This is a genomic window from Crossiella sp. NPDC003009 (assembly GCF_053591555.1).
In genome coordinates this window covers 279,071-299,653 of the sequence record NZ_JBSFUA010000003.1, presented here as the reverse complement: position 1 = coordinate 299,653, position 20,583 = coordinate 279,071, and the positions used below count along the sequence as shown (strand labels likewise).

The 20,583-nt window shown below is 71.2% G+C and carries 20 protein-coding genes; 5 read left to right on the top strand and 15 right to left on the bottom strand.

Going from position 1 to position 20,583, the window contains the following annotated elements; all coding sequences use genetic code 11:
* Positions 1-22: 22 nt before the first annotated feature.
* Positions 23-205 carry a hypothetical protein gene (locus ACWDY5_RS05510; RefSeq protein ID WP_449721083.1) on the bottom strand — a complete coding sequence of 61 codons (183 nt, stop codon included), beginning with the start codon at positions 203-205 and terminating at the stop codon, positions 23-25.
* Entirely contained in the window at positions 193-555 is a 363-nt protein-coding gene (locus ACWDY5_RS05505; protein ID WP_449721082.1) for a hypothetical protein, read from the bottom strand. Before ACWDY5_RS05505 ends, ACWDY5_RS05510 begins: the two co-directional genes overlap by 13 nt.
* A gap of 299 nt (positions 556-854) precedes the next feature.
* Here ACWDY5_RS05505 and ACWDY5_RS05500 point away from each other — a divergent pair, with 299 nt between their 5' ends.
* Both ACWDY5_RS05500 and ACWDY5_RS05495 read left to right on the top strand, forming a co-directional pair.
* Entirely contained in the window at positions 855-1,445 is a 591-nt protein-coding gene (locus ACWDY5_RS05500) for a YdcF family protein (protein ID WP_449721174.1), read from the top strand.
* 176 nt (positions 1,446-1,621) lie between these two features.
* A complete protein-coding gene (locus ACWDY5_RS05495; protein ID WP_449721081.1) occupies positions 1,622-2,206 on the top strand; it encodes a hypothetical protein in 585 nt (194 codons plus the stop codon).
* A 541-nt stretch (positions 2,207-2,747) separates the two neighbouring features.
* Here the strand turns inward: ACWDY5_RS05495 and ACWDY5_RS05490 are convergent.
* The 7 genes from ACWDY5_RS05490 to ACWDY5_RS05460 all read right to left on the bottom strand — a co-directional run bounded on the left by ACWDY5_RS05490 (position 2,748) and on the right by ACWDY5_RS05460 (position 7,694).
* Complete coding sequence (locus ACWDY5_RS05490; protein ID WP_449721080.1) at positions 2,748-3,179, bottom strand: hypothetical protein; 432 nt, start codon at positions 3,177-3,179, stop codon at positions 2,748-2,750.
* A gap of 104 nt (positions 3,180-3,283) precedes the next feature.
* Positions 3,284-4,135, bottom strand: coding sequence for a DUF4097 family beta strand repeat-containing protein (locus ACWDY5_RS05485; RefSeq protein WP_449721079.1), 852 nt, complete (start codon positions 4,133-4,135; stop codon positions 3,284-3,286).
* Positions 4,136-4,208: 73 nt separating this feature from the next.
* Entirely contained in the window at positions 4,209-4,721 is a 513-nt protein-coding gene (locus ACWDY5_RS05480; protein WP_449721078.1) for a toxin-antitoxin system HicB family antitoxin, read from the bottom strand.
* A gap of 48 nt (positions 4,722-4,769) precedes the next feature.
* Entirely contained in the window at positions 4,770-5,357 is a 588-nt protein-coding gene (locus ACWDY5_RS05475) for a DinB family protein (RefSeq protein WP_449721077.1), read from the bottom strand.
* A 66-nt stretch (positions 5,358-5,423) separates the two neighbouring features.
* Entirely contained in the window at positions 5,424-6,347 is a 924-nt protein-coding gene (locus ACWDY5_RS05470; protein WP_449721076.1) for a phosphotransferase, read from the bottom strand.
* Entirely contained in the window at positions 6,348-7,064 is a 717-nt protein-coding gene (locus ACWDY5_RS05465; RefSeq protein ID WP_449721075.1) for a GAP family protein, read from the bottom strand.
* A gap of 24 nt (positions 7,065-7,088) precedes the next feature.
* Positions 7,089-7,694 (bottom strand): TetR/AcrR family transcriptional regulator, encoded by a 606-nt coding sequence (locus ACWDY5_RS05460; RefSeq protein WP_449721074.1) that lies wholly within the window; start codon positions 7,692-7,694, stop codon positions 7,089-7,091.
* Between the two features lie 46 nt (positions 7,695-7,740).
* Between ACWDY5_RS05460 and ACWDY5_RS05455 the strand changes: the two genes are divergently transcribed.
* Positions 7,741-9,276, top strand: a complete 1,536-nt coding sequence (locus tag ACWDY5_RS05455; protein WP_449721073.1) for a hypothetical protein — start codon at positions 7,741-7,743, stop codon at positions 9,274-9,276.
* Here ACWDY5_RS05455 and ACWDY5_RS05450 read toward each other — a convergent pair.
* From ACWDY5_RS05450 to ACWDY5_RS05430, 5 genes are read right to left on the bottom strand one after another with little or no spacing between them, the layout of a single operon-like run.
* Entirely contained in the window at positions 9,261-10,304 is a 1,044-nt protein-coding gene (locus tag ACWDY5_RS05450; RefSeq protein WP_449721072.1) for a CobW family GTP-binding protein, read from the bottom strand. The two genes, ACWDY5_RS05455 and ACWDY5_RS05450, sit on opposite strands and share 16 nt — an antisense overlap.
* Entirely contained in the window at positions 10,301-11,296 is a 996-nt protein-coding gene (locus ACWDY5_RS05445) for a prenyltransferase (RefSeq protein WP_449721071.1), read from the bottom strand. The genes ACWDY5_RS05450 and ACWDY5_RS05445 overlap by 4 nt, the downstream gene beginning before the upstream one ends.
* A complete protein-coding gene (locus ACWDY5_RS05440) occupies positions 11,293-12,003 on the bottom strand; it encodes a class I SAM-dependent methyltransferase (RefSeq protein ID WP_449721070.1) in 711 nt (236 codons plus the stop codon). The genes ACWDY5_RS05445 and ACWDY5_RS05440 overlap by 4 nt, the downstream gene beginning before the upstream one ends.
* On the bottom strand, positions 11,990-13,255 hold the full coding sequence (locus ACWDY5_RS05435) for a glycosyltransferase family 4 protein (protein ID WP_449721069.1): 1,266 nt from the start codon (positions 13,253-13,255) through the stop codon (positions 11,990-11,992). The genes ACWDY5_RS05440 and ACWDY5_RS05435 overlap by 14 nt, the downstream gene beginning before the upstream one ends.
* A 12-nt stretch (positions 13,256-13,267) precedes the next feature.
* Entirely contained in the window at positions 13,268-15,943 is a 2,676-nt protein-coding gene (locus ACWDY5_RS05430) for a caspase family protein (RefSeq protein ID WP_449721068.1), read from the bottom strand.
* A gap of 85 nt (positions 15,944-16,028) precedes the next feature.
* Here ACWDY5_RS05430 and ACWDY5_RS05425 point away from each other — a divergent pair, with 85 nt between their 5' ends.
* Both ACWDY5_RS05425 and ACWDY5_RS05420 read left to right on the top strand, forming a co-directional pair.
* Positions 16,029-16,919, top strand: coding sequence for a hypothetical protein (locus ACWDY5_RS05425; RefSeq protein ID WP_449721067.1), 891 nt, complete (start codon positions 16,029-16,031; stop codon positions 16,917-16,919).
* 46 nt (positions 16,920-16,965) lie between these two features.
* On the top strand, positions 16,966-18,990 hold the full coding sequence (locus tag ACWDY5_RS05420; protein WP_449721066.1) for a hypothetical protein: 2,025 nt from the start codon (positions 16,966-16,968) through the stop codon (positions 18,988-18,990).
* Here ACWDY5_RS05420 and ACWDY5_RS05415 read toward each other — a convergent pair.
* A complete protein-coding gene (locus tag ACWDY5_RS05415; RefSeq protein ID WP_449721065.1) occupies positions 18,962-20,554 on the bottom strand; it encodes a hypothetical protein in 1,593 nt (530 codons plus the stop codon). The two genes, ACWDY5_RS05420 and ACWDY5_RS05415, sit on opposite strands and share 29 nt — an antisense overlap.
* Positions 20,555-20,583: the final 29 nt, after the last annotated feature.

The window sequence follows — 20,583 nt, the reverse complement described above, 5'->3', positions numbered from 1 at the left end:
ACACCCCACTGGTTCGGTTTGGCTAGGGGTCCGCGTGGATCTTTGTCCGCAACACCTGGGCCTCCGTCAACTCCAGAGCCCGGGTCGACTTCTTTGGCTGCGTCTGGATCTTGGCGACGTCCCGGGCCGGGTTGGCGTCCATGGTGTCGTGCCGCACGGCCATCCCGAACAGCCCGCTGACCACCGTCCTGGTCACCTTGGCCACCGACGGCCCGTGCTTCTTCCTGACCCCTTCACCACCTGGTCCACCCGCGAGACCGTCACCTCCCGGATACGCAGCGACCCCAGTTCCGGGAACACCTGCTTGTCCAGGCGATCCCGGTAGGCCCGCAGCGTCCCGTCGGCCGATGGGATGTCCCGCTCCTGGAGTTCGGCGAACCAGGCGTTCCCCAGGTCGTTCACGGTGGTGTTCGCGTTGATCTCCGCGCTCACATCCACCAGAACCCGATCTCGGATCGCCTCCCGCAGCGTGTCCTGTGCATTGCCCTTGGTCTTGCCATGCCGCTCGATCGGCCGGGTGATCCCGTCGAAGTCCCGGAACTTGCAGCCAGGCACGGTAGCCGTTTTTCGTGGGGTAGATCCGCACCTGTCCGGCTGTGCCGACCGGGAAGGGTGGCCGTCCCATCAGGCCACCTCCCCATCAAGCTGGTCCACCCAGGTCTGGACGTCGGCGGGCCGGTACCGCAGGTACTTGCCGATCCACCGTGCCGGAGGCCCGCCAGCCGTTTCGCATGGTCGTACACTTTCAAGATCCCCGAGTGAATCCCCAGGAGAAAGCGTTGAGCACAGGCCGGAAGTCCACGTTGCCGGCATCTCTCCGCGAGGACGTACAGACGCTGTGGGACTTCCACGACATGCACCACGAGATCCGGGCGACCGATATCGGTATCGGTCTGGGCAGTCATGACTTGGGCGTGGCGACCTTCACCGCCGAGTTGTATCAGCGTGGGATGTTTCCCCTCATCGTCTTCACCGGGGCCAACGCGCCCACCACGATCGAGCGTTTCCCGCGTGGCGAAGCTGTGCACTACCGGGAGCATGCACTGGAGTTGGGCGTTCCGGATGAGGCGATCCTCGTGGAGCCCGAGGCGACCAACACCGGTGCCAACATCGAGCTGACCCGCAACCTGTTGGCAGACAAGGGAATCAACGTCCAGTCGATCACCTTGATCTCACGCCCGTATCAGCAGCGCCGCGCGTTCGCGACCTGCCGGAAGCTGTGGCCGGAGGTTGAGGTTCGCTGCGCTTCCCGCCCGCTCCCCATGGACGACTACGTAGCCAGCATCGGTGACGCCGATCGCGTGATCAACATGCTGGTCGGCGACACCCAGCGTGTGGCTGAGTACGCGAAGCGCGGCTTTGCGATCCACCAGGACGTGCCTGCTGAAGTCGAGACGGCTTACCAACGGCTTGTTGACGCCGGGTACACCAGTCGCCTGATCTGACGGCGAGAAGTTTCGGGCTTTCGCGACAATGATCGTGTGGGAACGGGGTCGGGCCACCGACGACACCCCGTCATGGGCGGTGTCCTTAGCGCTTCCGTACGCATACGTGCCGCATCGCTCTGGTCTCAAATCTGAGACGGTGGTTAACGCGGTCGCGATCGCATCGATCACCGAGCATGAGCATTTATCCAACAACCTTCATGGAATGCGCGCAGGTAGTCGGTCCGCTTGCGACCGCAGGTGCACTTATCGCAGCCGTTCTCGGCTTCTTCAGGCAGTCGCGCTGGCGGCTTGAGGAGACAGAGCGTGCCCAGCTCACACAGGCGCGGCTAGTCGCCTCGAAGGCTGTGGTGGACGCTGGGCTGCTCAAGCGGGTGGTGGTCCGCAACAACGGGTCACACGTCATGCTGGATGTCGAGGTCTGGTTTCAGCTGGCTGGTGACCAATCGCCTATTCCAGTCGTTTTCTCAGAGGAAGGTTTCACCTTGGTCAACTATATCAGCAGGGAGTTCATTCTTGGTGGCGAAGAGAGGTGGTGGAACGACCTCTCAGCCAAAGTGCCACGCTTGGATTCGAAAGAACTTCAAAAACATCTCGAACTAGTCGTCACCTGGACGAGCCCCGATGGTGTCCGCTGGAGATCTCGAAACAATGGCGAGATGTTGGAACGGAGCCCAAAGGCTAAGTGGATCAAGCCGGAGCTTGACGACCTCACGAGCTTCAAGCCAGCGTTCAGCCAGGACGTCCTGCCTAGCGGGTGACGAGCCTCGTCACATGCCGGGCGGGCGGCGTCTGTTGCCGAATTTGGCTCTATGGGATCAAGGCGCGCCGCTCGGCGGCGCGCGGCGGGTGGTCGCGCTGGCTGCGCCGGGCGCAGCCATCCGGGCACGTTCGCCATCCGCTCCGCTGCGGCGACCGGCCCGTCGCTGCGCCCGGCGAGCCCGCGGTTGCCAGCCGGTGCCGGTAGCCGCGCGCGGATCACTGATCCAGGTCCCAGCCCGCTCCAGGCCGTGACAATCACCGGAGTGGTCGCCCTGCTCGGTTGGTTCCGGCGATCGCTGCCGCGTCGTCGCAAGCGCCGACTTGCCACCGGGCCATGTGGCCACCAGAGTGGGGCTTGCTGCGGGCGGCGTGTATCCGCTCGGGAATCCCGGCTCACGGCAAGATCATCCCCACTTTGCCCGCACCAATCAATGAGAAATGTCCACAGACGACGGCAAAACGTGGACGCTTGCAGGCGCTATCTGGCCTGTTGGTGACTGCTTTCGGAAACTGTTGATAGGCAACGACTGGAGTAGATCTCTAATCCTCGGGTTGTGGGTTCGAGTCCCACGCGGCCCAAACCCCCTGGTAACACGCCTGGGGGTTTTGCGTGTCAAGATTCAAATTCTTGGGTTCCCGTATTGCTCGGGCTCTCTCCCCAAAGACCGCAGGACTGGTGACACCGCGCCCATCGAGGGCGCGGGCTTCCTTGGTTCGGAAGTCGACCACGTCAACATCAGCCCATCCGCCCCGGAACAACACGCACACCGCGGCTGGCCAGTCTCCGAAGTCGAGTGTCACGCCCACGGAGTCCGGATCAGCGACGGCGGCCCGGTCGGTGGTCAGTTCCCGCGTGGCCGTGCTGTGGTCCCGCCAGGTCAACGGGCCGACGGTGAACCCAGCGAGTTCCCATGCCGCCCGGCGGGTCACGATTTGCTGGGCCGCCACATCGAGGTTCACGATCCGCTCCACGCGTCGACGGTAGCCGTCGCGACACCGCGGCTCCGCACGCGCTGCTGCGGCCCGGTGCACCGGGCGAGGAAACAGACTCCGCGCTGTTCGTGCCGAGGGCTGAGTCAGGCTGCGGCGGGCTGGCTGCGGCGGATGATGATGTCGCCGGTGACGGTGCGGGCGTGGATTTTGAGGGTTTCGGTGTTGATCTCGGGGCTGCCGATGGTGGCGAGGTCGTTGATGAAGCGGCCGGTGAGGGTGTTGATGTCGAGGTAGGCGGCGGTGCCTTGGCGGATGCCCAGTTCGACGTCGCCGGCGTTGGTTTCCAGGACTGCGGTGCCTCGGGTGAGTTCGCCGATGCGGATGCTGCCGGCGGCGGCCTTCACCGCGACGGTGCTGTGTGCGCGTTCGACGCTGGTGTTGCCGTTGGCGACGTTGACCCGGAGGTCGCCGGTGATGTCGCCGATGGTGGTGGGGCCGTTGGAGTTCTTGACGACCGCGGTGCCGTTGACGGTGTGCAGCCAGACCTCGCCGGAGCCGCTGGTGACGTCGGTGTGGCCGTCCGCGTGTTCCACCCGGATGCGGCCGCTGGTGGTTTCCAGGCACAGGGGGCCGGTGTGGTCGAACTGGAGGTCGCCGGTGGCGGTGGTGAAGTGGCAGTCGCCGAGCAGGCCGGAGGCGCGCAGGTCGGCGATGGCGGAGTCGCCCTTCAGCTGGGAGCCGGTGGGCAGGTCGATCACCAGGTTGATGGTTCCCTTGCCGCCCAACAGCTTTGGCTTGGGCATCCGGACGACCAGGGTGCCGTTGGTGAAGCTGACGTCGGTCTGGTCGGCGGCGGTGACGTCGTGCTTGTTGGACTCCTTGGCCGGGCGCACCTCGACCACGGTGTCGATGCGGTCGGTGGCGTTGATCCGGACGTTGGCCGAGACCAGGGACAGGTCGACGGTGATCGGGGCGGGGGTGGGGAAAATTGGCATGGCTGTGCCCTTCTGGGGTGGTTGGTAAGCGTTCCCGCTGGTGGGGAACGTGTGGGGTGGAGCGGCGTGGGGGTTAGCGCACCCAGCCGGTGAACTTCTGGCCGAACGCCCGGTCTCGACGGGCGGGCGGTTCTGGCTGGAGCGCCGCGGCGGCGGCCCGGACCAGCCAGGCGTTGACCGAGAGCCGTTCGCGGCCCGCGGCCTCCTCGACCCTGGCCTTGAGCTGTTCGGGCAGGCGCAGGTTGATCCTGGTCATCGGACCGTCGTCGCCCTCGGCGGCCAGCTGTGGCGCATCGGTGGTGCCATCGTGCTGCCGCGCGGTGTCCTCGAACGCGGCCGCCCCGGGCGCCGGGGTGACCACGAACGTCGGCGAACCGGCGCGCAGCCGCAGGTCGACCGAGCCGGGAGCCAGCTCCCGGGTGATCTCGTCCGCGGCCGTCGACAGGGCCTCCAGCAGGGTCAGCCGCACAGCTGACTCCAGTGGTGCGCTGAGCCGGTCCGCCAGCGCCCGAGCTTCCTCGCCACCGGCTCCGGCGGCTACCGCGAGCTCGTTGCGGAGGTTCTCGACGTAGGGCGTCAGGTCCATGGCACAACTATGGCATCACTTTGGTGCCATGGCAAGTCGGGGGTGGCGTCAGGCGGGCCGGCCCGCTTGTTTGGCCACCTGCTCCAGGTTGGCGTGATAGGCCGTCCACCAGGACTTATCAGCTTCCGGCAGGTTGTCGTTGTCCGGGCGGAGGCCGGTGGTGCCATCGATCAGCTCGCGGACGATGTCGGCGTGGCCGGCGTGCCGGTGGGTCTCGGCGATCATGTGGGTCAGCGCCTTGTGCAGGGTCACCTCGGCGCGCTCGGCCGGCCAGTGCGGCACCCGGCCGACCGCGTCCAGGGGCAGGCTGGTGATCGTCTGGTCTGAATGTGTCCACACCCTGCGGTACAGGTCGATGATGTCCGCGCGGGACTCGTCCGCGGTTGCCCACAGGTCGGAGTTGGGTTCGGCGTCATCGGACAGCCAGGGCAGCTCCTGGGCGAACGGGCGGCCAAAGACCAGGCCGAAGTAGCCGATCTCGCAGCCTGCCACGTGCTTGACCAGGCCCAACAGGTTCGTGCCCGTGGGCGTGAGCGGGCGGCGGATGTCGTACTCGCCGAGGCCGTCGAGCTTCCATAGCAGGGCTTCGCGGGCGGTCTGGAGGTAGTGGCGCAGGTCCGCCTTGGGGTCGGTCATGGGTACAACTCTGCGAGTTATCCCCCGGTGTGGACAACTCTGTGGACAACTCGAACACCTGTTCGATCAGCTGGGGATGCCGTGCTCCGACCAGTGCCGGATCCGCTCGGCCGCCTGGTCCGCGATCGGGTGCGGCTCCGGGCGGGTGACCAGCTCGGTGAGGGCGAACATGTCCAGCACCCGGCCCAGGTAGGCCCAGTCCGCGGGGGGCGGCAGGTCGGTGGGCTGGTGCTCGGCGAAGGCGGCGCGGAAACCGGTGCGGAAGTCGGCGTTGTCCTCGAAGCGGGCCATGTTCGCCGCGTCGCCGTACGGGCAGCCCGAGTAGCTGAACTCCCAGTCCAGCAGCGCGTCCACCCGCCAGCCGCGACCGGCCCTGCTGACCAGGATGTTCTTCGGGTTGAGGTCGGAGTGCACCAGCCGCGCGTGCCCGTCGACCGCGGTCAGCGCCGGGGCGTGCGCCGTGCACAGCGCCAGCCAGGCGGACTTGGCGGCGGCGGGCAGCCGGGACTCCGGGGTGGCCGCCAGCCACTCCGCCACCACCTCCGGCAGCTGCTGGGACCAGGGGCGTTCCGGGCGGACGGTGAGCTGCTCGTCGGCGAAGAAGCCCGGCCGGTCGAACGCCCGCGCGCTCACCGCCGCCGCGACCCGGCCGACCTCGGCGCCGAGCGCGCGCAGGTCTGCCGGACTGAGCGAGTCGTCGGCGAGCAGGTGGCTGAGCAGGGTGCCGGTGATGTGCTCGATCACCATGACCGGCCGGACCAGCAGCACCGCGGGCACCGGCACCAGCGGGCGGGCCGCGGCCATCACCGCCGCCTCGATCGCCGGATCGGGGCCGCCGCGGCGGGCCACCACCTGGCCGTCGGTCAGCGTGAGCAGGCTGGTCTGGTGCGAGAAACCACCGGCCAGGGTGCGGCTGGCCAGCACCCTGCTGCCCAGGGCGGCTTCGACGGCGGCGATCTCCTCGGCGAGCACCGGGCCAGTCTCGCCCACTCAGGACTTCGGTGTGTACCAGCCGAGGGCGATCGCGAAGTAGCCAACGGCGTTGCGGATCAGCAGGAAGCCGACGATCGCGGCGATCCACTGCACGGTCTTGCGGGTGTTGGCCGACATCTTGTCCCGCAGGCGTTCCAGCCGCGCCCGCCGGCTCTCGCTGAGCAGGCGGAACACCGCGAGCAGGACCAGCTCGGGCAGCACCATGATCAGCACGTAGACCGCGAGCAGCGGCAGCCAGACCGCGGCGGAGAGGCCGTTGGTGGTCATCAGGGCCACCGCGGCCAGGAACGGCAGCGCGGTGGAGAACTCCAGGATCGAGACCAGCAGGCCGAGGGCGAACAGCGCGGGCAGGCGGTCGGAGATCGGCAGCCGGGGCTTGCGGTCACGGTGGCGTTCCGGGTTCTTCTTGTCCCGCCGGTGATCCACCCAGCTCCAGGCGAACAGCGCCACCCCGAGCACGCCGGTGATCGCGTAGGTGACCGGGCTCTGCAGCAGGTTGCCGAGTTGCCCGGACAACGCGCTCAGGCCGAGCATGAGCAGCACGCCGAGGGTGAAGTACGTGGCGGCCACCGCAGCCAGGTAGGTCAGCACCTGGATCGTGGCCGAGCGGCCGGTCTGGCGTTTGAGCAGCAGGAACAGCGTGACGCCGAGGACTGACGGGTTGATGCTGTCCACCACGGCGAGGCCGAGCACGGACAGTGTGAGCACGAGCATTCTGTTCTCCCCCAAGGTGGATCTCTAGTGCGGTGCGGCCACCTCGAAGACCCGGTCGAGGTAGCGGAGCAGCATGCGGTCAGCCTCCCCAGGGCTGATCGCGGCCGGGTCGGCGACGATGGTCGAGGTCAGGCCGTCGGTGAAGGCGACCAGCATGGTGGCCTCGAAGTCGGCGTCCAGGTGCGCGGGAGCCTCGCCCAGCTCCTGGGCCCGGCGCAGGGTGGCCGCGCACTGCTTGCGCACCATCTGCGCCGAGGCGTCGATCACCTTGCGTAGCCGAGGGCTGTGCAGGGCGCGGGTGGCGAAGGCCTGGGTGACCCTGGCCTCGGTGATCCGCTCCTGGTCCAGCGGCAGCATGGTGCGCAGCCCCCGGAACAGCCGGATCCGGATCGAGCCGACGTGCTGGGCCGCCACCAGCCGGGCCAGGGTCTGCTCGACGAGGTGGTCGAAGGCAAAAAGCAGCAGCTCGTCCTTGCTGCGGAAGTACCGTTGCACCAGGCCGGTCGACGCGCCTGCCGCCTCGGCCACCCTGGCGATGCTGGCCGCCTCCAGGCCGTGGGTCGCGATCACCGACAGCAGGGCCGTGGCCACCTGGTGGCGGCGGGCCTCGTGGTCGGCGGTCGGTGGCACAGCGTTAGATTATGGTCATATTCGAACGGGGTCAACGGGGATGGCGATGGGTGGGACCCGGGCGGTACTGGACGCGGCGCTGGCGGCGGCAGATCCGTGGCGCGCGCTGAGTGAGCTGGACGCGGCCGGACTGCCGGATCTCATCGAGGTGGCCGAGGCCCGGTATGCCACGGCGGAACCCGCACAGCGGCGGCAGCTGAGCTGGCTGCTGCGCTACCTGGGAGAACCGGCCGGACCGGCGCTGCTGCGGTTGCTGGACAGGCACTCCGGCGACGACGCGCACGACCTGCTCACCACAGCCGTTCAGCTGGGGCTGCGGGTGCCCGCCGAGTTGCTGTGGCGGCTGGAAAGCGATCTTGGCTCGGCTGAGCCGGTGCTGCACGCGATGGGACTCTCCGGGGACGCCGGGTTCGCCGACTACCTCGGGCAGCAGCTGGACACGCCGGGCAAGCAGGGACCGGCGGCGATCGGACTGGGACGGCTGGGCGATCGGCGCTGGACCGTGCCGATCGCGGAGCGGCTGCGCCGGGTGCAGGGGCTCACGCACACGGCGTTCGTGGTCGCGCTGGAGCTGCTGGGCGATCCGGCCGCGGTGCCGTACCTGGTGCGGCTGCTCAAGGAGGTGGACGCGCCGGGCGATGTGCAGCACGCGCTCATCCGGCTGACCGGGCGGGATCCGCTGACCCCGCTGTGGGCCGGGCCGTCCCGGGCGCACCGGAAGGCGTTGTGGCGCAGCTGGTCCCAGGTCGACCCGGCCGCGCGAGCCGAGCCGGAGATCCGCGGGCTGGCCGTGGAGTCGGCGCGCCGGGCGCGGTTCGAGCTGCACGAGGGCCGGGGGCGGCTCCGGGTTGACTACGACCCGCCCGCGCCGGGCTCGTCCTGGCCGCGCTGGAACAAGTCGCTGCTGGTGGACGGGACTCCGCTGTACCGGGTCAGCTCGGACTGCGGGACCTGCGAGACCACCATGCGGCTGCTCGGCTGGCCGGAGCGGGTGGCTGCCGCGACGGCGGACCGGCTGCGCACTGAACTGTCCACAGTGGACTCGTTGGCGGACGGCGTGCTGACCGCGCTCGCGCCGCTGGTGCGGGAGCTGCCGACCGGGCACTACCGCGTCTACCTCGTCGATCTGCCGGTGGAGCGGGTGTGCGAGCCCGCGCGGTCGTGGTGGGTGCGGCGCTGGGCGTTCCGGGAGGGCGCCGAGCTGGGCGAGGAGGACTGGCCGGGGGTGGAGCACTTCCAGCTGCCGGAACCTGTTCCGGGGCCGATGCCGACCTTCGGCGCGCTGCTGCCCGGGCAGCCGTTGGCGGCGCTGAACCCGGATACCGTTGCCCGGTACCGGAAAGCCGTCGAGGCCGGTGCGCGGCCCGCCGCGGTGGTGCTCGGCTGGGTCGAGGACGGCTACGTGGCAGCCGAGCACGAGGAGCGGTTCCTGGTCGGCGTGGCCTTGGACGGGCACCACAAGCTGGCTGCCTATGCCGAGGCCGGCGTGCCCGCGCGGGTGGTGTTGCTGGCCCGCGGCGAGGACAACCTGGGCACGTGGCCGGACGGCTTCGAGGCGGTGCTCGGTCAGTTCTCCGGCTGAGGTTCGTCCAGCGCGGCCAGCAGCCGCAGCATGGTGCGCTCCTCGGTGCTCGCCGGGTCCGGGTCCACGCACTCGGCGAGCCGTCCGAGCACCTCGCCGGGATCCACGTCCGTGCCGATCAGCACCAGCTGGTTGAGCCGGGACTCCCCGCGTGGCCAGGGCGAACGGGTCGCCCGCAGGTGGCTGCCGACGGTCTGCAGGGTGAACCGCTGGTCGTGGCCGGGGAGCCCGAAGTGGACGAAGCCCTTGATCCGGTAGACGCCGGTGGGGCGGTCCTGGAGGAAGTCCATCAGCCGCCCCGGGTGCAGCGGCGCGGGCTCGGTGAAGGTCACGCTGTCGTAGCCGGTGTGCAGGTGTTCGTGGTGGTCGTCGTGCTCGCGGAGCAGCTCGTCCAGGGTCAGCTGGCGGGGCTGGGACAGGTCCTCGGCGCGCGGCTCGTGGTCGAAGAGCAGGCCGGTGTCCACCCTGCCGTGCTCGGCGGCCACGATCGGCGTGCCGGGGGCCAGCTGCTCCAGCTCGTTGAGCAGCAGCAACCGCTCGGTGTCGTCGATCCGGTCGGTCTTGTTGAGCACCACCAGATCCGCCAGCCGCAGGTGCTTGTCCAGCTCGGGGTGCCGCTGCCGGGTGGCCTCGAACTCCACCGCGTCCACCACCTCGACCAGCCCGCCGTAGCCGAGCCGGGGGTTCTCGCTGGTGGCCACCATGCGCACCAGGGTCTGCGGTTCGGCCAGGCCGCTGGCCTCGATCACGATCACGTCGATCCGGGCCTGCGGCCGGGCCAGCCGGTCCAGCAGCTCGTCCAGCTCGGAGGTGTCGGCCACGCAGCACAGGCAGCCGTTGGACAGCGACACCATCGAGTCGGCCTGCCCGGCCACCAGCATCGCGTCGATGTTGACCTGGCCGAAGTCGTTGACCACCACTCCGATCCGGGCGCCCCTGCTGTGGTGCAGCAGGTGGTTGAGCAGGGTCGTCTTGCCGGAGCCGAGGAATCCGGCGACCACGATGACCGGGATCAGCTGCTTGCTCACAACGCTTCCTTGTCGGCGGGGACCGGGGCGAACGTGCCGAGTGTGGCACGGTCGCCCGCGAGCGCCGCGGCGGCGAGCAGCACCGCGCCCGCGGTCCAGGTGGTGCGCTCGTCCGGCCACAGCACGCGGTTGGCGAACTGGTAGCCGGTCCAGTAGCCGCCGTCCGGGCAGCGCAGCCGGGCCAGGTCCCGCAGCAGCGCCCCGGCCAGCGCGGACTCGCCCTGCACCGCGAGGGTCAGGGCCAGCTCCGCGGTCTCCCCGCCGGTCGCCCACGGCTGGTCGTGCACGCAGCGGACGCCGAGGCCGGGCACCACGAACCGGTGCCAGTCGGCGATCAGCCAGGCACGGGCCACCGCACCGGTGACCGCGCCGCCGAGCACCGGGTAGTACCAGTCCATCGAATGCGGTTTGGGCAGGAAGAGTGTGGCGTCCAGCAGTGCCTTGCGCAGCCGGTCGGCGGCGGCCGAGAGGTCCGCGGTGGGCTCGCCGAGCCGTTGGCCCAGCAGCGCCGCGGAACGCAGCGCGTGGTGGATGCTCGCGCACCCGGCGCGCAGCGCTAGCTCGCAGGCGCTGCCGTCCGGCCTGCGGTGCCAGCCGATCGCGCCGTCTGGGCGTTGCAGCTCCAGCACGAACCCCATCGCCGCCCACACCACCGGCCACAGCTCCCTGACCAGTGCGAGGTTTCCGGTGTGTCGCAGGTGGTGGCGCAGGCCGACGGCCAGGTAGGCGGTGAAGTTGCTGTCGCCGTGCGGATCGGTGACCAGGCCGTCCTGGTAGGTGGTGGCGAAGGAGCCGTCCGGGCGCTGGCGTCCGGCCAGCCAGCGCAACGCGGCTGCCGCTTCAGCGTGGTGGCCTGCTGAGTCCAGGCCCATCGCGGCTTCCACGTGGTTCCACGGGTCGAGCTTGCCGCCGTCGTCCCAGGGGATCGCGCCGTCCGCGCGCTGGACGGCCAGGATCCAGCGCGCGGTGGCGCTGACCTCCGCCGGGGTCATGCCGGTTTGACCGCGTAGAGCACCAGGCTCTTGCCGATCACCGGGTTCAGCAGGCGGTCCACCGTGCGCGAGGCCCAGTTGCCGTGTTCGATGTCCCAGCACAGGAACTCGTGGTAGCGGCGGACCAGCCGGGTCTCGTTGCTCGGCCCGACCGCGCACTTGAGCCACCAGTACGGTGTGTGCAGCGCGTGCGCGTGGTGGCCGCCCAGCGGGATCAAACCGTGCCGCCGCAACAGTTTCCGCAGCGCCCGCCGCCGGTACACGCGCACGTGCCCGCCCTCGACCTCGTGGTACTCCCTGGACAGCGCCCAGCAGATCCGCTCCGGCAGCCAGCGCGGCACGGTCACCGCGAGCAGCCCACCCGGTGCGAGCACCCTGGTCAGCTCGGCCAGCACCGCGTCGTCCGCCGGCAGGTGCTCCAGCACCTCGGCGGCCATCACCCTGGTGAAGGCGTGATCGGGGAAGGGCAGCGCGGCGCCGTCGCCCTGGACCGCGTGCGCGGTGGCGCCCGGCGGCGGCTCGCCGACGTGGGCCATCGCGCCGAACATGTCCCTGACCTCCTTGAGCACCGCGCCGTCCAGGTCCAGCGCCAGCACCCGTCCGCCGCGCCGGTAGGCCGCGTAGGCGTGCCGTCCCTGCCCGCAGCCGAAGTCGAGCACCCGGTCCCCGGCCGCGATCGGGAACCGGTTGAAGTCAATGGTCAGCAAGTTCGCTCCGGTGGCAGGAATCAGCGAGAACGCGGTGGTACTGCTCGACGGTGGCCAGCGCGGCGCGCCGCCAGGACAGGTCGGCGGCCCGGCGCAGACCGCCCTTGCCCAGTCGCTCCCGCAGTGCGGTGTCGGTGAGCACCCTGGTCAGCGCGGCGGCCAGCGCGACCGGATCGGCTGGCGGCACCAGCAACGCGGCCTGTTCGTCCCGGCCGACGACCTCCGGCAGCGCGCCCGCCCAGGTGGTCACCAGCGCGGTGCCGCAGGCCATCGCCTCGGCCGCGGGCAGCGAGAAGCCCTCGAACAGCGAGGGCACGCAGACCACCGCCGCCGACCGCAGCAGCTCGGCAAGGTCCACAGTGGACAGATCGGGGGCGAACCGCACCGCACCAGCCAGTTCCGACCGCGCCAGCAGTTCCGCGGCCGGGCTGTCCGGCTTGGGCCGCCCGATGACCACCAGCTCGGCAGGCACCTCCGCGCGCACCAGCGCCAGCGCCGCGAGCAGCGTGCGCAAGCCCTTGATCGGCACATCCGCGCTGGCCGTGGTCACGATCCGGCCCGGCACCTTCGCGGTGGACCCGGCGGTGAACACCGAGTGGTCCACGCCCAGCGGCACCACCGAGACCCGGTTCGCGGGCACCCGCATCCGGCGCACGATCGCCGCCCTGGAAGCCGCGGACACGGTCAGCACCGCGTCGGCCCGCCGCGCCACCCGGCCCTGCATGTCGGCGAAGCGGTGCCAGCGCAGCGCGCCGCGGCGGTGCGCGCCGGTGGTCGTGGCCAGCTTGAAGTCGCGGTCGATGGCCACCGGGTGGTGCACGGTCGCCACCAGCGGCAAGCCGAGCCAGCGCAGGCCGAGCAGCCCGTAGCCCAGGCCCTGGTTGTCGTGCACCACGTCGAACTCCGCCCGGCGGGCCCACAGCTCCGGCAGCACCCGCAGCGAGAAGGACAGCGGCTCCGGGTAGTTGCCGCGGCACCGGAAGTCCAGGTACTCGACCCAGTCCGCCGCACTGCGCACCTGCCGCAGCGGCGGGAGCTGGAACGGCGACGGCTCGCCGAATATGTCCAAAGTGGACAGTCTGGTGAGCGGGATGCCGGGATCCAGCTCCGGATGGGGCGGTCCGGCGAAGACCTCGACCGAGTGGCCGAGCGCGCGCAGCTCCCGGCTGAGGTGCCGCACGTACACGCCCTGGCCACCGGAGTGCGGGGCGCCGCGATAGGTCAGCAGCGCGATCCGCAGCGGGCGCGTCATGCCGCCACCGCGCTACCTGCCGGCCGGCTCCTCATATTCGGCCAGCTTCGCGTCGAGCCGGCGCAGGTCGCCGTGCCAGGGGCCGAGCACCCGCTCGATGGCCGGCCGGAGCTCGCGCAGCAGCGCGATCGCTTGCGCGCGTTCGGTTTCCGGCAGGAACACCGCCTGGTGGTAACGCGCGGTGAGCGTTTCGGGGTGGTCCGACCCGACCGAGGAAGCCAGGTCGTCGACCAGCACCGCGAAGGAAAAACGGACGGGGGGGGGGTATGCCAGGTACGACTCCCAGAAAGCGATGTTGTGCCGGGTACGGAGAGTGTCCAGGTGGGCCGGGCCGAGCACCCGTTCGCGCAGTGGCAGCAGTTCGTGGAACAGCGCCAGGCCGCGCTGCTCCTGCCGACACTTCGTCGCGCTGAGCGCCACGTGCTGGCGGGCCATCAACGTCTGCGGGTGCTCCGGTCCGAGCAGCCGGGCGCAGTCGGCGACGAGCGCGTCGAAGAGGTCCCGCGCCAGCGGCCAGTTCCCGGTCTCGCCGAGCCAGAACGCCTGGTTCTCCCGCAGGTTCAGCACCTCGGGATGGTCCTCGCCGAGCAGCGGACTGGCCTGGTCGAGCAGCTGCGCAAAGGTGTCCAGTGCGGTTGCCGGGTCACCGGCCTTGGCGGTCCAGGTCCCGGTCCTGGCCTGCGCGCGCAGGGTGAGCGGGTGGTCCGCGCCGAACTGCTCGTCGGTCAGCCGGGCCAGCGCGATCCAGCGTTCCCGCTGCTCCACCGGGATCTGCGCCTCGCGCTCGTCCAGGCTGTCCAGCGCCGCGGCGAACCGGCCGGCCCGCCAGCGGTGCCGGGCTTCAGCTGCCGCCGCGTAGTCCGCGATCGGGCCGGAGCTGCCCGGCGGGGCCAGTTCGGTGATGGCGTCGGCGAGGCGGGCGTGCCACTCGGCCGGGTCGACGCCGAGCACCGTGCCGCCGGCCAGGTGCTCGGCCAGCTCCGGTTCGGCCAGACCGGCCCGCTCGGCCGCGGTGCCGGGCTGGCCGCGCACGATCAGCGAGCCGAGCCTGGGCAGCACCGCGTGCGTCTGCGTCTCGGTGAGCCCACATGCCTTGGCCAGCAACGGGAACGGCAGCACCGGCCCGGCGCCCGCGGCGGTCAGTGCGGCGAGCACGCTCCTGGTGTGCGGGCGCAGCGGGTCCGACTCGTCGTGCAGCCTGGCCCGCCGTAGCCGCTCGGTGTAGGCCTCGGCCAGTCCGCGCGGGACCTGGCCGCCGTCGGCGGATCCGCGCCGCTGCACAAAACCTTCGGCGAACAGGTGCGCGGCCGCCCAGTTCCCGTCGGCCTGCTCGACCACCTGCTGGACCTGGTGCTCTTCCAGCTCGCGCAGCCGGGCGAACTCGGTCAGCTCCGCCACGGTGGCCCTCGGCACCGCGACCACCTCGGCCCCGGCCAACCCGTCCGGCACGGCACGGGTGGCGACCAGCAGCCGCACCGGCACCGCCGGATCGGTGGCCAGCGCGATCAGCCCGGCCCACAGCCGATCCCGCTGGCCGGACAGCGCGTCCACGCCGTCGACCACGATCCGCACCTCGGCCGGAGCCGGGAGCAGCCGCAACGGGCCCAGCAGGTTCAGCTCGAACGGGTCGGCCCCCGGCGACACCAGGTCCCCGCGCCCGCAGTAGGCCGCGAACGCCTCGGCGAACCCCTCGACCTGCGCGGTCAGCTGCCTGCGCAGCTCCGCGGCCACCTGGGACAGCAGTTCGCCGCCGCGCAGCAGGATCGCCGCGTGCACCGGCGTGCCCCGCTCCAGCAGGCCGGCCACCACCACCGACTTGCCGCTGCCCCTCGGCCCGTGCAGCACCACGCACCGGGCCTGCCCGGCCAGCGCGCGCCCGGCCTCGGCGAACACCGGCCGGTGCACCCGGTTGGTCAGCAGTCTTTCCACCTCGCCGAGCAGAGCGGTGCCGGCCAGCGGCGAGCGCAGCCAGCGGCTACCGGGGTTGTGCAGCAGCCACAGCGCCGGGTCGCCATCGCTGAGCTGGCTGGTGCCGTCGAAGGAGAACTGTTGCGGCACTTGCAGACGGCAGGTGTCCCTGGCCAGCTCGCGCACATCCGCCACCCGCAGCCGCTCGCCGTAGTCGGCGTGCCCGATCGCGGCCTGGGTGACCACGGCGCGGGCCAGGCAGGCGCCGAAGGCCGGGTCGTCGTCGGAGGCGGTCAGCACCTCCACCCGGCGCCGCGCCCGGCTGATCTGGTCCAGGAAGTGCCGGCCAGCGGCGCGGATCGCCCGGCCGGAGTGACAGGCGTCCACCACCAGGACCAGCCCGTCCAGGCCGGAGTAGCGGCGCAGCAGCTCCTTGAACCGCTGGCCGAGCAGCAGCGAGTCCCGCGAGTCGGGCAGGTCGGTGCTGTCGGTGGCCATCAGGTAGTAGTCGTCCTCGGTCAGCACGCCGTGGCCGACGAAGAACACCAGCAGCACCGCGCGTTCCCGGTGCGCGCGCTCGAAGGCCAGCCGCAGCGCCTCGTCCAGCTCCGCCGCGGTCGGGTCCAGCAGCAGCGGGCGGCCGGGCAGCGCCGGGGTCCAGCCGCCGGTCACCGGATCGGTGAGCACCCTGGCGACCGCCTCGGCGTGCTTGCCCAGCACGGGCACCAGCCGCCCCGAGGCATGCCACTCCGAGCTGATCACCAGCGCCAGTCGCTCCACCCGAGAAAGATCTCCCACCGCCCCGGCCGCGGGCAAGCCGCCGGGCTACGGTGCACCCACGGGTGTCGAGAGATCGGGGGAACCGGTGGCCGAGGTCGTCCTGGTGCACGGGATCGGGCAGGAACGGCACGATCCGGCCGACCTGGGCGCGAGCATGACCGCCGATCTCGCGGTCGGCCTGCGCGCGGCCGGGTTCACCCCCGAAGCCGACGCACTGCCCAGCCGGACCACCCTGGCCTACTTCGCGGACCTGTTCGGTCGCCCTGACCAGCAGGGCGTGGCCATGCCCGCCCAGGAGGACCTGGTCGCCGGACTGCTCGCGGACATCCTGCGCAACGCCGCCGCCCGCGGCCCACAGGCGGCGGACCGTGACGAGGCCACCCGCGCCCTCGCGGTGGCCACCGGCGAACACCCCGACGCCCAGGGCCCGCGTGCCGCGCTGCGTCCGCTGCTGCGCGCGGCTACCCGGATGAGCACCTTCGGCAGGCTCGGGTTCGCGCTGGCCGAGCAGTACTTCTGGCAGGCCCTCGGCCAAGTCGCCCAGTACTTCACCGAACCGGACACCCGGAACCAGATCGTCGAACGCCTGACAGCCCAGCTCGGCCCGGAGACCAAGATCGTGGTCGCGCACTCCCTGGGCACCGTGGTCGCCTACGAGGCCCTGCACCGCCTCGCCCATCCACTGCCGCTGCTGGTCACCCTGGGTTCCCCGCTCGGGTTGCGCACGGTGATCTACGAGCGCTTGGAGCCCCAGCCACCGCACGTCCCACCGCTGCTGCGCCGCTGGGTGAACATCCTGGACCGGGACGACCTGATCGCGGCCGAGGCTGAGCTGGGCGGGCTGTTCCCCGGCGCGGCGGGGGTGGTCGAGCCGCACCGGCTGGTGGACAACGGGCGCGAGCCGCATGCCGCACGGGCCTACCTGGGGCAGGCGGAGACGGGTCGCCTGGTCGGGGAGGTCCTGCGCGGGGCGTGATCGTTCGCCCACCGCAGGTCACCGGGCGTGTGTAGGGTCGGGTGGCGTGGCGGAACAGCAGGGGAACGGGGCGGCGAACTCGATCGCCGGGCCGGTGGCAGGGGCTGTGCAGGCCGGGCAGGTCCACGGCGGTGTGCACTTCCACAGCGCCGCGCCGGGCTTCGCGCCGCCGAGGGAGCTGCCCGCGAGCGCGGCCTGGTTCGTCAACCGGGACCGGCACCGGCAGACCATGAGCACGCTGCACGAGCAGGAGTGCGCGGCCGGACGGCCGACCTTCCTGGCGGTGTGCGGGCCGGATGGCGCCGGCCGGTTCAGCGCGGTCGTGAAGTGGTACCGGGATACCCCTGACCGGTTTCCGGACGGACACATCCACATCCGGCTCGATGGACCGGAACGGGATGCCGGTGCGGCGGTCGGCGAGAAACTGGGCGAGGCGCTGACCGCACTGGGCATGCCGCCGGAAACCCAGCCGGCCCGCCCAGAAGAACGACGCAAGGCCCTGCTCAACAAGGCAGCGGGCCTGCGACTGCTGCTCGTTCTGGAGAACGTCACCTCGGCCGGGCAGGTCGACTGGTTCCAGCTGGCCACCCCTGGCTCGGCGGTCGTGGTGACCACCAGCAGGCTGCTCGCGCCAGGACTCATCAGTCGTGGCTACCGGCTGGTCGAGATCGACGGGCTGGAGATGCCGCACCGGCTGGAGTTGTTCCGGCACATCCTCGGGCCGCTCGCCGCCTCGCTCGCCCAGGACCAGCTGACCTCGGTGGCCAAGTTCACCGGCGGCCGTCCGCTGCCGCTGCGGGTGATCGCCGCCCAGGTGGCAGCCGCGCAGGGCAGGGCGGCCAAGGTGCTGGACCGGATCACCAAGCAGGGGCTCGCGGCGGTGGGCCGGGCAGGCCGCGACGAGGTGGCCGCTTCCTTCGACCTCACCTATCAGGGTCTGGAACCCGATCTCCGCCGCGCCTACCGGCGACTCGGCCTGCACCCAGGCCTTGAGCTGGATCTCGCGGCGGCCACCGCGCTGCTCGGTGGAGACGCGGAGGAGTTGCTGGCCGAGCTGGCCGACCTGGCCCTGCTGACCGAGCAGGACGGCCGGTACCGGCTGGACGAGCTGGTCTGGCGGGACGCGGCCGCCCGTGCGCTGGCCGAGGAGGGCTTCCGCGAGCTGGAGCAGGTGCTCGGACGGATCATCGAGCACTACCTGCACGGCGCGGTGACCAGGGACAAGGTGCTCTCCGACCGGCCGAGGTCCGGGCCGCTGTTCATCGAGCTGGCACCGGCGCGGGTCAGCAGGGCCGAGGCGCTGGCCTGGCTGTCCGGGCATCGGGACGCCTTGCGCGGCACGGTGCGGCTGGCCGAGCAGCACGGGTTCGACGCGGCGGCCTGGCAGCTGTGCGAAGCGCTGTGGGGCCTCTACCACCTGCACGGGCACTACGACGACTGGATCGAGACGCACCAGCTCGGGCTGACCGCGGCCCGGCGGTTGGAGGCGGACGCGGCGATCATGCGGATGGCCGGGCAGCTCGGGTCGGCGCACTTCGCGGTCGGCGAGTACGCGGCGGCGGATGAGTGCTTCGCCGAGCAGCACGAGGCCGCGGCGCGCTGTGCGGACGGGTCGGGACAGCAGAGCGCGCTGGAGTGGCGGGGCAAGATCGCCGCGAAGCGCGGGGACGCCGGAGAAGCGGCGGAGTGGTTCGAGAAGTCTTGGCTGGCAACGGAAACCCTCGTGCCGGATGCCGCTCGGCCGCGTACGTTCGCGATCCTGCGGTTGCAGCGGGCCCGGTTGCTGCGGGCGACCGGGCGGCCGGCCGAGGCGGTGGAACTGCTGCTGGCAGCGGCGGAGCACTTCGCGGGGACGGCGGAGACCGACAATCAGGCCAAGGTGGCCGCGGAGCTGGGGCTGGCCCGGCGGGAGCTCGGCGAACCGGGCACGGCGGAGTTGCGGCGGGCGGCGGAGCTGTTCCGGGCGGACGGTTCGCTGCGCAGCCTGCTCGCCGTGCTGCGTGAGCTGGAGCCGGACAGCCAGGAGATCGTCCAGCTGGAGATCAGCCTGGGGCTGCGGCCAACGGGGTGAGCCGGAACCGGTGCTCGATCGCGCCGGTGACCACGCGCAGCTCGTGAGGCGGGTTGGGCAGCAGCAGGACGGCCGAGGCGGCCAGCGCCGGATCACTGTCCACTATGGACTCCACTCGGTAGCGGCGGCCGTCGCGCAGGCGGAGCTCGTCGCCGAGCAGGAAGATCCGGCAGCTGAGCAGGGCCTCGAAGGACAGCTCGTTTTCTTGGCAGAGCAGGACTTCCGCGGTCTGCCGCAGGGTGCGGTCCGGGTGGTGCAGGTGCGCGACCAGGTGCGGGTCGGCGAGCTCGGGGGCATCCAGCGGGCGGCCGCGCAGCACGTCGGCGGCGTGCCGGGTCAGGTGCACCGCCTCGCCGTCGAGGCGGCCGGTGACCCGCACGGCGGCGGCGCGCGTGGGCAGTGGCAGGCGGTCTGGGGCGAGCAGCGGGACCAGGGCTGGCGTGGCGGGTTCGGGCAGGCCGAGCAGGTGGTAGGCCAGGGCGCGGTGGCGGGCGGCGGCCTGGTCGGGATGGCTGGACACCAGGTCGGCGACCGCGCGGTGTTGCCCGGGGCGGAACTCGTCGAGCACCCGGTCCAGCTGCGGGCGCAGCGGGCGGGCGGGATCGAGCCGGGGCGCGGTGCGGCCCAACAGGTGCACGCAGGTGCCGGGCACCACCTCCGGTTCCGGGAAGGCGGCCAGCAGCACCGGGCGGTCCAGGGCCGCGCCGTAGGCGGTGACCGCGCCGTGGTCGCCGACCACCGCGTCCGCCGCGATCAGCGCCGCGCCCCAGCCCTCCAGCGGCGGGATGAGCAGCAGGCCGGCGCGCACGCAGTCGGCCAGCCAGCGGCGCAGCTCGAACGGACCGAAACCGTGCCACACATGAGGATGCACGATCCCGGCCACCCGGTACTCGTCCACCGGCAGCTCCGCCATCAGCTGGCCGTAGAGCTGTGGCCAGGCGCCGAAGACCGAGCCCTGGTTCCAGGTGGAGGAGATGACGATCAGGCGCTGGCCGGGCCGGAGACCGAGCTGGTCGCGGTAGCGGCGGCGGAGCAGGGTGCTGGCGCGCAGGCGGTCCAGGCAGGGGTCACCGGCGACGGTGGCCACACCGAGGGCCTGCGGCACGTCCCGGGCCAGACGGTCGAGCTGTTCGGAATGGGAGAGGACCAGCGAACTGGCGATGACCTCGCCGTCACGCAGCACGTACTCCGGCGAAAGGCCGTAGGCCGATTTCCGATTTCCGATTTCCGATTTCCGATTTCCGGGCGAATTCTTAGTATATCCCACACCGTGTGAAACGATCATCACCGGCGCGCTGAGCTCATGCAGGTCACCCCGGTGGTTCGCGGTGATCGCCAGGTCGAACTTGGCGGCCAGTGCCGCCCGCCAGGACAGTGGCTGGATGCCCAGCGCGGCAAAGCATTCCGCCACTCCTTCCGGTGCGGTGGAATCCTCGGGACAGGTGAAATGCAGCTCAACCCGCAGATCGGCGTCGAACAACGGCACCAGGTCGAGCAGCCGGTTGGCCGAGGCCACTGTGTGGACGACGAACAGCACGCTGCGGCTGTCCTGGCGCGTCGACATGTCCAGACCTTACGAAAGTCTGGTCGCGG

Coding starts and splice junctions, on each gene's coding strand:
- ACWDY5_RS05480 (WP_449721078.1), bottom strand. CDS start 4,721: ATGGACCTGACGCCCTACGTCGAGAACCTCCGCAACGAGCTCGCGGTA.
- ACWDY5_RS05465 (WP_449721075.1), bottom strand. CDS start 7,064: ATGCTCGTGCTCACACTGTCCGTGCTCGGCCTCGCCGTGGTGGACAGC.
- ACWDY5_RS05455 (WP_449721073.1), top strand. CDS start 7,741: ATGGGTGGGACCCGGGCGGTACTGGACGCGGCGCTGGCGGCGGCAGAT.
- ACWDY5_RS05495 (WP_449721081.1), top strand. CDS start 1,622: ATGAGCATTTATCCAACAACCTTCATGGAATGCGCGCAGGTAGTCGGT.
- ACWDY5_RS05485 (WP_449721079.1), bottom strand. CDS start 4,135: ATGCCAATTTTCCCCACCCCCGCCCCGATCACCGTCGACCTGTCCCTG.
- ACWDY5_RS05475 (WP_449721077.1), bottom strand. CDS start 5,357: ATGACCGACCCCAAGGCGGACCTGCGCCACTACCTCCAGACCGCCCGC.
- ACWDY5_RS05415 (WP_449721065.1), bottom strand. CDS start 20,554: ATGTCGACGCGCCAGGACAGCCGCAGCGTGCTGTTCGTCGTCCACACA.
- ACWDY5_RS05445 (WP_449721071.1), bottom strand. CDS start 11,296: ATGACCCCGGCGGAGGTCAGCGCCACCGCGCGCTGGATCCTGGCCGTC.
- ACWDY5_RS05435 (WP_449721069.1), bottom strand. CDS start 13,255: ATGACGCGCCCGCTGCGGATCGCGCTGCTGACCTATCGCGGCGCCCCG.
- ACWDY5_RS05500 (WP_449721174.1), top strand. CDS start 855: ATGCACCACGAGATCCGGGCGACCGATATCGGTATCGGTCTGGGCAGT.